The 14,844-nt window shown below is 64.4% G+C and carries 12 protein-coding genes; 6 read left to right on the top strand and 6 right to left on the bottom strand.

Annotated elements, in window-relative coordinates; translation table 11 throughout:
- Positions 1-17: 17 nt before the first annotated feature.
- The 4 genes from B0E52_RS04545 to B0E52_RS04560 form a co-directional block, all read right to left on the bottom strand.
- Positions 18-1,400 (bottom strand): leucyl aminopeptidase family protein, encoded by a 1,383-nt coding sequence (locus B0E52_RS04545; RefSeq protein ID WP_077482200.1) that lies wholly within the window; start codon positions 1,398-1,400, stop codon positions 18-20.
- A 73-nt stretch (positions 1,401-1,473) separates the two neighbouring features.
- Positions 1,474-2,172, bottom strand: a complete 699-nt coding sequence (locus tag B0E52_RS04550) for an HAD family hydrolase (protein WP_077482201.1) — start codon at positions 2,170-2,172, stop codon at positions 1,474-1,476.
- Between the two features lie 51 nt (positions 2,173-2,223).
- Positions 2,224-3,459: a substrate-binding domain-containing protein gene (locus B0E52_RS04555; RefSeq protein ID WP_077482202.1), complete on the bottom strand. Its 1,236-nt coding sequence runs from the start codon at positions 3,457-3,459 to the stop codon at positions 2,224-2,226.
- Between the two features lie 288 nt (positions 3,460-3,747).
- Complete coding sequence (locus tag B0E52_RS04560; protein ID WP_077482203.1) at positions 3,748-5,145, bottom strand: Do family serine endopeptidase; 1,398 nt, start codon at positions 5,143-5,145, stop codon at positions 3,748-3,750.
- A gap of 349 nt (positions 5,146-5,494) precedes the next feature.
- Between B0E52_RS04560 and B0E52_RS04565 the strand changes: the two genes are divergently transcribed.
- The 6 genes from B0E52_RS04565 (at position 5,495) to B0E52_RS04590 (ending at position 12,459) form a co-directional block, all read left to right on the top strand.
- The gene (locus tag B0E52_RS04565) at positions 5,495-7,657 is read left to right on the top strand and encodes an adenosylcobalamin-dependent ribonucleoside-diphosphate reductase (protein WP_077482204.1); all 2,163 of its coding nucleotides are present in this window, start codon (positions 5,495-5,497) and stop codon (positions 7,655-7,657) included.
- Between the two features lie 45 nt (positions 7,658-7,702).
- Positions 7,703-8,314 (top strand): hypothetical protein, encoded by a 612-nt coding sequence (locus tag B0E52_RS04570; protein ID WP_077482205.1) that lies wholly within the window; start codon positions 7,703-7,705, stop codon positions 8,312-8,314.
- A 90-nt stretch (positions 8,315-8,404) separates the two neighbouring features.
- Positions 8,405-9,172: an NrdJb gene (locus tag B0E52_RS04575; protein WP_077482206.1), complete on the top strand. Its 768-nt coding sequence runs from the start codon at positions 8,405-8,407 to the stop codon at positions 9,170-9,172.
- An 85-nt stretch (positions 9,173-9,257) separates the two neighbouring features.
- Entirely contained in the window at positions 9,258-11,549 is a 2,292-nt protein-coding gene (locus tag B0E52_RS04580) for an NACHT domain-containing protein (RefSeq protein WP_077482207.1), read from the top strand.
- An 80-nt stretch (positions 11,550-11,629) separates the two neighbouring features.
- Positions 11,630-11,992 carry a CHAP domain-containing protein gene (locus B0E52_RS04585; protein ID WP_077482208.1) on the top strand — a complete coding sequence of 121 codons (363 nt, stop codon included), beginning with the start codon at positions 11,630-11,632 and terminating at the stop codon, positions 11,990-11,992.
- A gap of 8 nt (positions 11,993-12,000) precedes the next feature.
- The gene (locus tag B0E52_RS04590) at positions 12,001-12,459 is read left to right on the top strand and encodes a DUF3828 domain-containing protein (protein WP_217316664.1); all 459 of its coding nucleotides are present in this window, start codon (positions 12,001-12,003) and stop codon (positions 12,457-12,459) included.
- Between the two features lie 36 nt (positions 12,460-12,495).
- Here B0E52_RS04590 and B0E52_RS04595 read toward each other — a convergent pair whose 3' ends face one another.
- Together B0E52_RS04595 and B0E52_RS04600 are read right to left on the bottom strand one after the other, a co-directional pair.
- Complete coding sequence (locus tag B0E52_RS04595; protein WP_077482209.1) at positions 12,496-13,782, bottom strand: glycoside hydrolase family 2; 1,287 nt, start codon at positions 13,780-13,782, stop codon at positions 12,496-12,498.
- 44 nt (positions 13,783-13,826) lie between these two features.
- Complete coding sequence (locus B0E52_RS04600) at positions 13,827-14,582, bottom strand: DoxX family protein (protein WP_139351583.1); 756 nt, start codon at positions 14,580-14,582, stop codon at positions 13,827-13,829.
- Between the last annotated feature and the right edge of the window lie 262 nt (positions 14,583-14,844).

A 14,844-nucleotide genomic window follows, 5' to 3' on the forward strand; every position in this document is an offset into this window, starting at 1 on the left:
GGAGGGGGGCTTGAAGGTCAGCTCTGGCGGTAGCGCTTTTCGAGCATCGCAAACACCGCGCGCAATCCCATCGCCTCGCCGCCGCGCGGGCGGCCCGGGCGGTCGGCGTCGTTCCAGGCGTAGGTGTCCAGGTGCAGCCAGGGCAGGCCGTCCGGCACGAAGCGTTCCAGGTAGAGCGCGGCGGTGATCGCGCCGGCGTGGCGCGAGGGGCCGGCGTTGGCGAAGTCGGCGAGGTAGGAATCCAGCATCTTGCGGTAGGGGCGCCACAGCGGCAGCCGCCACAGCGGGTCGGCGACTGCCTTGCCCGCGGCGAGCGCGGCGTCGGCCAGCGCGTCGTCGTTGCCGAACAGCGCGGGCAGGTCGGGGCCCAGCGCCACGCGTGCGGCGCCGGTGAGGGTGGCGAAGTCGATCATCAGCTCGGGCTGTTGCTCCGCGCCATAAGCCAATGCGTCGCACAGCACCAGCCGGCCTTCGGCGTCGGTGTTGTCGATCTCGACCGAATGGCCGGCACGCGTGACCACGACCTCGCCGGGGCGCAGCGCGTTGCCGCTCACCGCGTTCTCCACCGCGGGCACCAGCAGGGTGAGCCGCAGCGGCAGCTTCGCCTGCATCACCAGGCCGGCCAGCGCGATCGCGTGCGCGGCGCCGCCCATGTCCTTCTTCATCCAGCGCATGCCGTCGCTGGGCTTGAGGTCGAGGCCGCCGGTGTCGAAGCACACGCCCTTGCCCACGATCACCAGCTTCGGATGCTCGGGCTTGCCCCAGCTGAGTTCGATCAGCCGCGGCTCGCGATGGCTGGCGCGGCCCACCGCGTGGATGGTGGGGAAGTTCGCCTTCAGCAGTTCCTTGCCGACCCAGTCGCGCACCTTCGCCTTGTGCTGCTTGCCAAGGTGCTGGATCGCCTCGCCCAATTGCTCGGGGCCCATATCCTCGGTGGGCGTGTTGACCAGGTCGCGTACCAGCGCGGTGGCCTCGACCAGCGGCTGCACGGCGGCGAGCGTGGCGGCGTCCAGCGCCAGCGTGGCCGGCGCGCGCTTTGCCTTGCGGTAACGGGTGAACTGGTAGGCGCCCAGCGCCCAGCCCAGCGCAGCCTGCGCGGGATCGAGCGCCACACCCTCGACAGCGAGCTGATAGGCGCCTTCGGGCAGGCTCAGCGGCAGCGCGGCGAGCGCGGCCAGCGGATGGGCCGCGTCCACGCCCACCAGCACGCGGGCGGGCTTGCCGTGCGCATCGGCGAGCAGGATCGCGCTGCCGGGCCGGGCATCGAAACCGTTCGTGTCCAGCCAGCGGCGCTGCGCGGCATCCAGCCGCTTGCGCGCGGCGGGCAGCCGGCGGGCGTCGACGGCCTCGATCGCGACGAGGTGGCGGGGGGCGGACGAACGATCGAGCAGGGCGGACATGGCTTTCCTTCGGCGTGCAGACGTGTCGCGCGGGGCGCGCAAACGCCAATGATGCGCCGATGCGCCAACGGGGTCACGCCACGGCGTGGAGTTCCAGCCAGTCGGCAAGTTCGCCAAGGTCATGGAAGGCCAATTCCGGCGCTTCACCCAACGTGGCGGGCCAGACTTCGCCATGGCGATTGATCCAGGCCGCGTGCAGGCCGGCGCGGCGCGCGCCGAGCACGTCCAGCTCGGGGTCATCGCCCGCGTGCAGCACTTCCGCGGGTGCCACGCCGAACTGCGCGACGGCGGCGAGGAAGATGCGCGGATCGGGCTTGGCCGCGCCCACGTCGCGCGAGGCCACGTGGTGGGCGAAGTGGGCTTGCACGCCGGTGCGCACGAGATCGGCGTTGCCGTTGGTGAGGCTGGCCAGCGGCCAGCGCGCGGCGAGGCGCGTCAGCGCAGGCAAGCTGTCGGGCCAGGGTTCCACCGTGTTGCGCGCGGCGAAGTAGATCTCCCACAGCGTATCCAGCGGTGCGTCGGCGATGCCGCAGGCGGCGAACGCCTGCTGCTGGGTGAGCCGGCGCTGGGTGCTGAAGTCGTGGGCGAGGTCGGGGCGCTCCGCCGCCACCTGCGCACGCAGCTCGCGCATGGCCGGGATCGGCCAGGCGCGAGCCACCTCGGGCCAGTGCTTGCGCAGGTAGTCGTCCACCGCGCGGTCCGCCTGCTCCAGCGCCGGCAGCACCGGCCACAGCGTGTCGTCCAGGTCGAGCGTGACGGCGCGGATCGGCACGATCAGGGCGAGTTCAAGGCAACGCGAGCCATGGAGATCTTGAACAGGCTCTCAGTTGTCGCTGAGCCGCAGTATCTGGCCCAGCTTGATGTTGTCGTTCTTCAGGTGGTTCCAGCTGCGCAACTCGGCCACGTTGACGCCCTTCTTCTGCGCGATGCCGGACAAGGTGTCGCCCTTGACCACGGTGTAGGTCTTGCCAGCGCCGCCGGAGGCCGTTGCCTTGGCGGCCCCGGCTTCGGCATGGCGCTGTTCCAGCGCGCCGCGTGCGGCCAGCGTGCGCTCCGAGGTCGGCGCGATCGCGGCGGCCGCGGCGTAGCTGGCACCCGGCGCGGCGAGCGGCGGCTTGGCCGAGGAGGCGGTCGATTCGGCATAGACCTTGTCGCGGCGCGCCTGGTCCATCGACACCAGCCCGATGCCGTCCTGGTACGGCAGCACATCGTGGTCGCGCAGCACGGCCTTGGCCTTGTCGCTCTGCAGGAAGTCGAGGAAGGCCTGGGTCTGGGCCGTCTTCGGGCTGTTCGGGTTGGTCACCAGGTACAGCGGGATGTACAGCGGATAGCTGCCGTCCGCGATGTTCGCCACGGTGGGCGCCACGCCGTCGATCGGAATCGTGCGCAGCTTCGGGTTGCCGACCACGTTGCTCAGCGTGGACAGGCCCAGGCCGTTCGGGTTCAGCGCGATGCCTTCCTGCAGCGCCTTGGTGTTGAGGTACAGGCGCGGCGCGGAAATCTGCTGGTCGCCGCGGCCGTACAGCAGGCTGCGCAGGCTGTATTCCACGCCGTCGTTCGGGCTGATCACCGCGTACAGGTCGATCGGCGCGTCGCGGCCGCCCACCTGGCTCCAGTTGGTGATCTTGCCGAAGTAGATCTCGTGCAGCTGGCGCAGGCTGAGGCTGCGCACGGGGTTGGCCGGGTTGGTGATCATCACCAGGCCGTCCCAGGCCACCGGGGTAAAGGTGAGCCGGCTGTCCTCGGGGCTGCCGTCGCTGGGGCGCGCGCTGCCGGCGATGTCGGCCGTGCCGCCGGCCACCGCATCGAGGCCCGAGGCGGTGTTGAACGGCTGCAACTCGACGCGGCCGTGGCCTTCCTTCTCCCACAGCTTGGCCATCTCGGTGACCACGCCGTGCGCGGTGGTCACGTCGCCGCGCCAGACCAGCGTGGGTCCCTTGCTGCTCTTGCTGCTGGTGGTCTTGTGGACCGGGCGGTGGGTGGTCTTGGCGGCGGCGGGTGCGACGAGGCAGGCGCCGAGCAGGAGGGCGGACAACAGGCGGACAGCACGAACGGACATGATGACGGAGAACCCCGACAGGAATGGGTGACGGAAAGTGGTGCAAGGTGGCGGCGCGTGATCCCGGCCGGCGCACGAGCTGGATGCTCGCAGGATATTTCATCGGCCTGAACAGAAAACATCAAGCGCGTTCATGCGCTTGTGCGACGCAGGCACGCCTGTACGGGTGCGTTCCGTCATGCAAGCCCCATGCGTCGGCGCATGGGGTTGCGGTGGGCGAGCCGCTGCCGGACGCAGCGACTGTAGGAGCGGCTTCAGCCGCGATTCCTCAGCCCCAGTCGCGCGCTCCTACTGGATCAATACGTAATGCGTGCCCTCGGCGTCGGCCACCACCAGCACCAGCTGGCGTGGCCGCACGCCGGCCAGCTGGCGCAGCATGCGCAGGCCGGTGATGCGCTGGTTGCCCACGCCGATCACGACATCGCCTTCGCTCAGCCCCGCGGCAGCGGCGCGGCTGTTCGGCTGCACCGCGCCCACCGCCACGCCGTACATGCCCTGGCTGCGCTGGCTCTCGCTGAGCTCGTTGAAGGTGACGCCGGCCAGGCGCGGGTCGAGGCTGGCGCCGGCGAGGCTGGCGATTTTCTCCGGTCGCAGCACCGCGCTCACCTCGCGCGTCTTGCCGTCGTGCAGCACGCCCAGTTTCACCGTGCTGCCCACCGGCAGCAGGCCCTCGGTGTTGCGCAGCTCGTTCACGTCGCGCAGCGGCTTGCCGTCGATCGCGGTGAGCACGTCGCCGGGCTGCAGGCCGGCCTGCTCGGCGGGCGAGCCCGCGTTCACGCCGGTGACCACCACGCCCTGGTCCTGCGCCAGGTTCAGCAGGCGCGCGATGCGCGGGGTGATGTCCTGCGACTGCAGGCCCAGCGTGCCGCGCTGTACCTTGCCGTGCGCGATCAGCTGCTGCATCACCTCGGCGGCGAGGTTGCTGGGAATCGCGAAGCCGATGCCCACGTTGCCGCCCGAGGGCGAGAAGATCATGGTGTTGATGCCCACCAGCTGGCCGCGCAGGTTCACCAGCGCGCCGCCGGAATTGCCGGGGTTGATCGAGGCGTCGGTCTGGATGAAGTTCTGGAAGCCCCCCGTGCCCGACGAGTTCTGGCCAAGCCCCGAGCGGCCCAGCGCGGAAACGATGCCCGAGGTCACCGTCTCGCTGAGCCCGAACGGCTCGCCCACCGCCACCACGAAGTCGCCCACGCGCAGCTTCGAGGAGTCGGCCAGCGGCAGCGCCTGCAGGCCCGGCGCATGGATCTGGATCACCGCCACGTCGGTGTCGGGGTCGGTGCCGACCAGCTTCGCCTTGTACGTGCGGCCGCCCTGCAGCGTCACCGTGATGTCGTCGGCGCCGCCCACCACGTGGTTGTTGGTGAGGATGTAACCCTTCGCCGCGTCCACGACCACGCCCGAGCCCAGGCTCTGCTCCACCCGCTCGCGCGGCACCGCGGGCAGGCCGAAGAACTGGCGGAACACCGGATCGTCGAAGTACGGGTTGCGCACCTGCACCCGCGTCTTGCTGGAGATGTTCACTACCGCCGGCGTCACGTGCTCCAGCATCGGCGCCAGCGACGGCATCGCCTGGCCATCCACCGCGGGCGGCATCGCGGCGCGGCTAGCTCCGGGCAGGGCGATGCCGAGCAGCAGCGCCAGCGAGGCGCTCAGCCAGGGTGAAAAACGCGGGTGACGGGATGCCATCGGACTCCTCCTGTCGGATGCAAGATCGGCGCGCCTTCGACTGCTGGCGAGGCGCCGCGGTTCCCCGCAACCGGCGTGGCCGTCGCGACGCTCGCGCCACTTTACATCGGGCTTCCCCGGGGGTAACTTGCCATCTATTCGCAACCACAACATCTTGTGTCCGCTCTCGAGCGATCGGCCAAGCACTGGTGGGGTGGCGCCTTTCGAGGGGGCGGGTCCGGCAGTCGGTCAACATGGCGTTGCCGCGGCGTCCAGCCCGCCACGCGCCGCAGCCGATGGTGCGGACCCATTCAACAACAGCAGTCAAAAAGACAAGGCCGCAAGGCCGCACTGGGAGGTCAGGAAGCCGATGAGCACAGCGCGTGCGCCAGTCACGGGTTCGGAACTGCAACGCGACGCCGCCACGGCGATCCCGCTGCAGCCCGCCTCGCAGGACATCTGGGACAAGAAATACCGCCTGCGTACCAAGGCCGGCGAACCGGTCGACGCCGACATCGACGGCACCTGGCAGCGCGTCGCGCGTGCACTGTCCGAAGTGGAAACCACGCCCGAGCTGCGCGAGCACTGGAACGAACGCTTTCTGTGGGCGCTGCGTCGCGGCGCGATCCCGGCCGGCCGCATCACCTCCAACGCCGGCGCGCTGGAACACAAGCCCGCCACCTCCACGATCAACTGCACCGTGTCCGGCACCATCCGCGACTCGATGGACGACATCCTGGAGAAGGTGCACGAAGCCGGCCTCACGCTGAAGGCCGGCTGCGGCATCGGCTACGAGTTCTCCACGCTGCGTCCGCGCGGCGCGTACGTGTCGGGCGCCGGTGCCTACACTTCCGGCCCGCTGTCCTTCATGGACATCTACGACAAGATGTGTTTCACCGTCTCGTCCGCCGGCGGTCGCCGCGGCGCGCAGATGGGCACGTTCGACGTGTCGCATCCGGACGTGAAGGAATTCATCCGCGCCAAGCGCGAGGATGGCCGCCTGCGCCAGTTCAACCTCAGCCTGCTGGTCACCGACGGCTTCATGCAGGCGGTGGAGCACGACCACGACTGGCCGCTGGTGTTCCCGGTGCACGTCAAGGAACAGGACGAAGTCGATCTCGACGATCCCGCCAAGGTGGTGTGGCGCGAGTGGCCCACCCACGAGAACTACGTCGACCGCGAAGACGGCCTGGTCGCCTGCAAGATCTACGGCCACATCCGCGCGCGGCACCTGTGGGACATGATCATGGTCTCCACGTACGACTACGCGGAGCCCGGCTTCATCCTGATCGACAAGGTCAACGAGATGAACAACAACTGGTGGTGCGAGCACATCCGCGCCACCAACCCGTGCGGCGAGCAGCCCTTGCCGCCCTACGGCTCCTGCCTGCTCGGCTCGGTCAACCTCACCACCTTCGTGCGCGATCCGTTCGGGCCTAAGGCGCGCTTCGACTGGGACGAGTACCGCGAGGTGGTGAAGATCTTCACCCGCATGCTCGACAACGTGGTGGAGATCAACGGCCTGCCGCTGCAGCAGCAGCGCGACGAGATCATGGGCAAGCGCCGCCACGGCATGGGCTTCCTGGGCCTGGGCAGCACGATCACCATGCTCAAGCACCGCTACGGCAGCGCCGAGGCGGTGGCGTTCACCGAGGACGTCTCGCGCGAGATGGCCGTGGCCGGCTGGGAAGTGGCGCTGGATCTGGCGAAGGAGAAGGGCCCCGCGCCCATCCTCGCGAAGGACTACGTCATCACCGGCGACATGCTGCGCCGCCGCCCGGAAATGGTGCGCGACGGCTGGAAGGTCGGCGATGCGATCCCCGGCCGCGTGCTGCATGCGAAGTACAGCCGCTACATGCAGCGCGTCGCCGAGGTGGCGCCGAACCTGGTGGCCGAGCTTGCCGAGACCGGCGCGCGCTTCACCCACCACAGCTCGATCGCGCCCACCGGCACCATCTCGCTGTCGCTGGCCAACAACGCCTCCAACGGCATCGAGCCCAGCTTCGCCCACCACTACTCGCGCAACGTGATCCGCGAAGGCAAGAAATCGAAGGAGAAGGTCGAGGTCTACAGCTACGAGCTCTTGGCCTACCGCGCACTGATCAACGCGAACGCGCTGCCGTTCTCCGACGATCCTCTGACCAAGCTGCCGGACTACTTCGTGGCCGCCGACGACATCGGCCCGAAGCAGCATGTCGACATCCAGGCGGCCTCGCAGAAGTGGATCGATTCGTCGATCTCCAAGACCGCGAACGTGCCCACCGACTACCCCTACGAAGACTTCAAGGACATCTACTTCTACGCCTACAAGCAGGGCCTGAAAGGCTGCACCACCTTCCGCTTCAACCCTGCTGCCTTCCAGGGCGTGCTGGTGAAGGAGGCCGACCTTGCGAGCACCCTCTACCACTTCGAACTGGAGGACGGTAGTGTTATCGAACTTCGAGGCAATGAAGAAGTGGAATACGACGGCGAGCTGCATACCGCGGCGAACCTGTTCGATGCCTTGAAGGAAGGGTATTACGGCAAGTTCTGACCCGAATCCACGAAGCAACGACCACTGCCCGAGGGGAACACCTGCATGTCCATCGATATCGATTTCGAAGTGAAAGACACCGTCACGCCGGACGCCCCTGCGGCGCCGGTCGTCGCCGCTCCGGTCGCCGCACCCGCGCCGGCCATGCCGGCCGCCGCGCCGAAGAAGGCAGCGAAGAAGGCCGCCAAGAAGAAGGCTGCGCCGAAGAAGGCCGCGGCCAAGAAGCCCGCCGCGAAGAAGGCGGCAGCGAAGAAGGCTCCGGCCAAGAAGAAGGCCGCGGCGAAGAAGACCGTGAAGAAGGCCGCCGCCAAGAAGACGGCGAAGAAGGCCGTGAAGAAGGCCGCCGCCAAGAAGACGGCGAAGAAGGCCGTCAAGAAGGCCGCGAAGAAAGTCGTGAAGAAGGCCGCCACCGCGAAGAAGGCGGTGAAGAAGGCCGCGAAGAAGGTTGCCGGCAAGGCGAAGAAAGTCGCCAAGAAAGCCGCAAAGAAGGTCAGCAGCAAGAAGACGGCGAAGAAAGCCGCTCCCAAGAAGACAGCCAAGAAGGCTGCCGTGAAGAAGGCCGCCAAGGCGGTCAAGAGGTCCACTGCCAGCAAGAAGGCGAGCGTCAAGTCGGCGAAGAAACCCGCCGCCAAGAAGGCCGCCCGCAAGAAGAAGTAAGTCCCGCCACGGCCGGCCCGGCCTCGTGCCGGGCCGGCCGTGCTTTCTCCGCGCCGCGCGCCGCCATCCATCCAGGAAGAACACCACACCATGGCGATCAAGATCGAAAAGAAGATCAAGGGCTACAACGTCGTCAAGCCCGAGGACAAGGCCGCGCCGGCCGCCGCACCCGAAAAGGCCAAGGCCGCCGAGCCGCGCCAGGCCGAAGTCATCCAGATGCACGAGAGCCTGGAGCGTCCCGAAACGCTGATCGGCTCCACCTTCAAGATCAAGTCGCCGCTGTTCGAGCACGCGCTGTACGTGACCATCAACGACATCGTGCTCAACGCCGGCACCAAGCACGAGCAGCGCCGCCCCTTCGAGATTTTCATCAACTCGAAGAACATGGACCACTTCCAGTGGATCGTGGCGCTCACCCGCATCCTCTCCGCCGTGTTCCGCAAGGGCGGCGACGTCACCTTCATCGTGGAAGAGCTGAAGGCCGTGTTCGACCCCCGCGGCGGCTACTTCAAGGCCGGCGGCGTCTACATGCCCAGCATCGTCGCCGAGATCGGCGGTGTGATCGAGCAGCACATGAAGAACATCGGGCTGATCCACGACCCGGAGATGAGCGATTCGCAGCGTGCGCTGATCGCCGAGAAGCGCGCCGCCTACGAGGCGGCCAGCGCAAAAAAAAACTCTGATGCCGGCACCTCCGCTCCCGTAGGAGCGGCTTCAGCCGCGATCACCCCGGCCGAATCCGAAGCAGGCAGCTTCCCGCCCGGCGCCACGCTGTGCCATAAGTGCAACACGCAGGCGCTGGTGCTGATGGATGGGTGCCAGACTTGCTTGAATTGTGGGTATTCGAAGTGCGGGTGAGCGTTGTTCACTAACGATTCGATATAAAAGCGGCGGCTTAGCTCTGCCGCTTTTTTATTGAGAATATCTTCGCTGGGGGAAGGCTATGGAAAAGCAAAAGATCGAGAGAGTTGCGAGCCTGAAGGATGAGGTTAAAGATTTTCACCCGGTGCTGGCTGCGCTATTTAATAAGCTCCCGAGTATCATTTCGGTTGAATATCGCCAGGGGCCGCACGAGATGGGGGCGGATTTCGTGCTTACCAAATTCGACGAAACGTTGACAAGCAACGATTACATAGGAGTTATAGTTAAAACGGGGACCATCAAACAAGGACATCAGGAGATAGAGCGTCAAATTGGCGAGTGTGAGCTGGGGAGGAAAGTTGAGGGTGGAAAGAAAACAATTATATTGAACGAAATATGGGTCGTTTGCAATGAAGGGATAACGGCGAATGCCCAGGATGTGATACATCACAAGTACGCTAATAAAAACATAAAATTTCTTAGCGGAGAGAAGATATCGGAACTCATTGATAAGTACTTCCCACAATTTTGGGCTCAAGTCGATGTTAAAATTGGGGAATACTTGGAGGAGGTGGAGCAAAAATCCAGGGGGATGGCTTTTGGCACAGGGCTTGTGGCGACGAAAAATGTAGCCGATATTGGCTACAACTTTATCCGTGTCGAGTCGGTCGGGAAGAATTTTAGGCGCCAAAAGAAGAAAGAGATTAAGCGGGATTTACGGCCGCTGTCTACAGCTCATCAGTTTCTTTTGATCGAAGGCATGATGGGTATGGGGAAGTCTACCGCCTTGGGGCAGTTTGCTCGTCTCCTTGCTTCGCCTGAAGTTTTCAATACAGATGGTCTCGTGCCCATCCTTATGCCTATGAAAGAGGCTTTCACCGAGTTTGGCGCTGACTTAGAGAAAATTGTGAGTCGAGTTAGAACGCGGCTGGGTCAATGTACTGCGTCTACTGGTTTTGTTGTCATGTTGGATGCGCTGGATGAGCTAGACCTTTCGCCGGAAGATCGGCTCGAGTTGCTAATAAGAGTCCAAGTCACGGCTCAAACACAGGGGTGTCGGGTTATTGTTACCTCCCGCCCCTTGATGGACCCATTGCTGGAACGGGAAGTGGAAAAGCGCTTCGATAGATACGAGATGACCCAGCTTACTATTCCGCAGGTGGTAAAGCTTGTCGATCTGGTCTGTCAAAATAGGTCAACCTCAGAAAAGCTGCGTAAAGATTTGGACAAGTCGCAGTTGTTTAGGTCGTTGCCAAAAACGCCGATTTCAGCAATTTTGTTGGCGAAAATCTTGGATGAAAACGTCCAAGAGATTCCATCAACGATGACAGAGCTGTATTCGAAGTACATGGAACTAGTGCTCGGTCGATGGGATATGAGCAAGTCTCTCCAGTCCCAGATGGAGTATGACGTAATTCTTAATGTTTCCATCCAAGTGGCAAGAATGATGATTGACAACTCGTTGGATCGCATTGCCGCTTCGGAAGTGCGGTCGATGTGTGAGAACTATATTAAGGGAAGGAACCTCAAGGTCGACTGCAACTCTGTCTCGAAAAAAATGCTTGGAAAGCGCGAACTGTACTTCGTTTCACCTTTTGACGAGACTGTGACTTTTAATCACCGAACTTTTGCGGAGTATCTTTATGCTTTGGGTTTGGAAAGAGTAGGTAAGTTTGAGATTGGTGATAAGGTCTACGATCCATATTGGACAGCGACATATTTTTTTGTGTTCGGTCTTCGCAGGGATGCGCCTGAGTTAATCGAGGAGCTCGACAAAGTCCGGTTACCTAATGAGATTGGTAGGCTGTTTAAGATCAATAATCACGCGGGGTTCTTGCTTGCCGCTTATCTCACTCCGTATGCTGTTATTCAATCTTCGCTCAAAATAGCTATCGGTCAAGCTGCCGCGCTTTTGCGTGAGGCATATTCAAACGCAAATAGCCCTCTTGCGGAGTTTAGCGAAATTCAGCTGTTGTGTATTATTACCTGTACACTTTGTAACGCCTACGGTTATGATTATTTCAAGCCGGCTCTGTACGAAATTTCAGTCGACCTATATTCATCTCCTGATCTTAAAGATCGGATGCTAGAAATTTTTTTCGTGAACAGTGCGCTGGCGGCGTCCTCTGATGGTAAGGCTTTCGATACATTGATTAGCAGTTATGGTCCTGAGATTCCCCTGCCTTTGCAGGTCGGCATTATGGCGCAAGCCGAAGGTTGCGTGGGTAACTCTGGTATTCTCGATAAATACATAAGGAATTTCCACAAAAAGCTTAAGGGCAATCCTGGCCTCCGGCTCGGATTAACGGAGCTCGTCGAAACTCCAATTAGTAAGAAAAAAGCGAAGATGGTGTCAGGGGCAATTCAAGCGTAGTGCTGCTACTGTCCTGCTGCTCACCCACGAATTGATTTCGACGCTCAGCTCTTCGAGACTTGCCTGGTGGAGGACGCCCGATGCCATGGAACAAGAACGCAGCCGTCACCCATGCCGACGACCACGCGCGGCGCCACAGCACGGGCAATTGCGCGCGATATGTCCGGGAGGCGATCGACGCCGGCGGCGTCGTGCTGGGGCATACGCACTATGCGAAGAACTATGGCCCCGTCCTGGCCGCGTCGGGGTTCCAGCCGATCCACGGCGTACCGCAGAAGGGGGATGTCGTCGTGATCCAGCCGGCTCCCGGGCATCCTGCCGGGCACATGGCCATTTTCGACGGGGCGAACTGGGTCTCCGACTTCAAGCAGCTGCACGGCCTTTATCCCGGCCCCGCGTACCGAAGTGCCCGACCGGCGTACATTGTCTATCGCCACCCGTGAGGTCCGGAGTGAACAAGCGTCTATTCGTGGCGTTCGTCGCATGGCTGATGCTGGCGGCGACCTTGCTGCCGATGCCCGTGCTGGCTGCCGGCAAGGCCAATGATCCGGCGGCGCAGACGCGCGCCTTCTACGCCTGGTTCATCGGCCACGACACGGATGCCGGCTATCCGCTGGCCAGTCCCGATATCTACCGCTACGTGGCGAAGGAGACCGTGGACAGGTTGCGCGAGGACTATCGCCGCGGCGGACCGCCGGGCGGCGTCGATTATTTCCTGAAGGTGCAGGACTACGACACGCGCGACTGGCTGGCGCACATCGTGACGCAACCCGCGATCATGCTCGGCACGGTGGCTGTCGTCCCGGTGATGCTGGGTTCGACGGACAAGGTCGGCGTGCTGGTCTTCCTCCAGCGCAGTGGTGGAAGCTGGAAGATCATCAAGGTGGACGACACCCGCGGCTATCCGTGAGTCCCGCGGGATAGGTGCCGGGGGCGATTTCCGGGCTCAGCGCCGCGCCTTCTGCAAGGACAAGGTCCGCACGACCAGCACGGCCAGCAGCGGAGTGGCGATCGCGTAGACGTACTGCGTCCGCGACACGCCGATGCCGAACGGAAACCAGATGCCCGGCACGGCCAGCGGATCGAGCAGCTCGCCGCCGAACAGCGCGGCTGCAACCGCGGCCAGCGTGACGAGCGCGAGGATTCGCATCGGACCGCTGCGGACCATGCGCACGCCGATCACGACGAACAGCGCGATCGATGCCAGCCGGCTGGCGCTGGTCCAGCTCGCCGAATGGATTGCGGCGCCGACGCACGCGGCGACCGCCAGTGCCAGCGCCGCCACATCGATGCTGCGCCACGGACGCGGGCACCAGCGGTTCCATGCCCATGTCCAGGCGGCCACCGTCGGTATCCACATCACCGACGCCAGCCACGCATAGGTGGTCAGGTCCATCAGGTCGGTCCATGCGGTGATGGCATTGTTGAGGCGCCGGGCGGCCATGAGCGCGAGCGCGATGCTGGCGAAGACCAGGAAACCCTTGCGGCTGCTGCGTGACCGGTAGCCGAGCGCCAGGGCCATGACGGCCAGCATCGCGAGCGGTTCGATCACCTCGACGATGTAGCCGGCGATGGTGCGCTGCCATTGCACGTGGTGCAGCGCGTCGCTGGTCGGCCGCGGCGCGAGGATGGGCGCGGTGTGCATGCCGCCGCCGTCGGCGCTGCCCGTCGAGCCCGGATCCATGTAGGTGCGGACGGCGAGCACGCCACGGCTGCCCGCTGCATCGGTGGGCAGCGCGAACTGCAGCGGCCGCGTGCCGACGACGCGCGGGTGCGCCCCGAGCCGGCCCGAACCACCCAGCAACCGGCCGTTCCAGTACAGCTCGTAGCCGTCCTCGACGAGGGTAGGCCCGAGGATGTCCCACGACGCGTGCCCGGCCGGCACCGTCACCGCGCGCCGGTACCAGGCGTAGCCGTGGTAGCCGGGATGGCCGTGCGCCATCCAGCCGCCCACGTAATCGGGCAGGCCCACGTCGCCATCGTGGCTGCCCGGCAGGGCGGTCATGTCGACCATCTCCCAAGCGCTGTCGTCGGCAGCGGCGTTCGCCCAGCGCGGGTCGTCGCCGATGTGGAAGCGCCAGGTGCCATCGAGCAAGGTGGCGGCGGCGCGCAGCGCCGGCGGATCGGGACGACCGCCGCTCGCCAGGTCGGCGATCACGATGACCAGGGCCAGCAGCGTCGCCGCGGCGATGCCGATGAACAGCTTGCGTTGCGTCGAATCGATTGGCGGCATGGGCGGAGGCGTCGATCCAGATGTCTTGGGGAAGGGTGACAGGTTCACTTGCCAGGTCCAGGCCAGCGCATTCCGCGATACGAGTCCGCCACCACCCATGCCGCCGCCGTCAGCACCCAGGTCGCATACGTCTCGCCCCAGTTGAAGGCGCTGATATGGCCGGCGGCGACCATGGGCAGCCAGATCAGCAGCAGGAACAAGCCCATCATCAAGGCCGAGAGATTGGCGGCCAGCCGGGCGAGCACGTTGGAGAGGATCGCCGCACCGGCGGCAAGGTAGGCGCCACCGGTGAAGTAAGCCCAGAACACCGGTGCGTGCAGCCAGTGGGGAATCAGTGGAGCGGTGAGGTTGAGATAGACGAAGTGCGAGAAGCCGAAGGCGATCAACGCCAGGCCGTAGAGCACGCGCGCCATGCGCAGGCCCCGGTCGCCGACGGCGAAAGCCAGCCGCCGCCGGTCTGTGTCGGTGGCGAACCATGCATGCAGTACCCATGCGGCCGCCACGATCACCGCCATCTCGCCGCAATATTGGTACGAACCTTCCGTGAGCGGTGCCTGCGCGATCAGCGGCAGCTTGAACACCAGCAGCCACAACAGCGCATAGAAAAACAGCACGCGCGCGGCCAGCGCAGTCGAGCGCGGCCAGCACAGGCCGAGGCCACATGCCAGCGAAACCACGGCGCAGAGACCGGCCAGAAGCTTCGCGGCCGGCACGTGATCGAACACCGGCTGCCATATCACGGTGAATCCGCCCTCGATCAGGCCCAGGATACCGAGGGCGACCAGGGTCGCGGCAAACACGGCATGTCCTGTGCTGGCGATACGCATCGCTTGATCCCCTCAGTGATGTTGCCGTGTCACCCTAAGGATGGTCTGATCAATCACCGCCTCATGCTCTCGGCGCGTATTTGAGCCAGCGGCAGGCAAGATGCTCCCGCCCGCGAGCCCCATTCCATGTTCTTCGTGCCGCCGCCAGCCTTTTCAGGCCACGGCGGACGCAGCAACCCTATCTCGGTTGCAGCAGTATCCCGCGCGCCATCCATAGGTTGACCAGCGCAAACAG

The sequence above is a fragment of the Rhodanobacter sp. C06 genome (assembly GCF_002001105.1).
Classification (GTDB): domain Bacteria; phylum Pseudomonadota; class Gammaproteobacteria; order Xanthomonadales; family Rhodanobacteraceae; genus Rhodanobacter_A.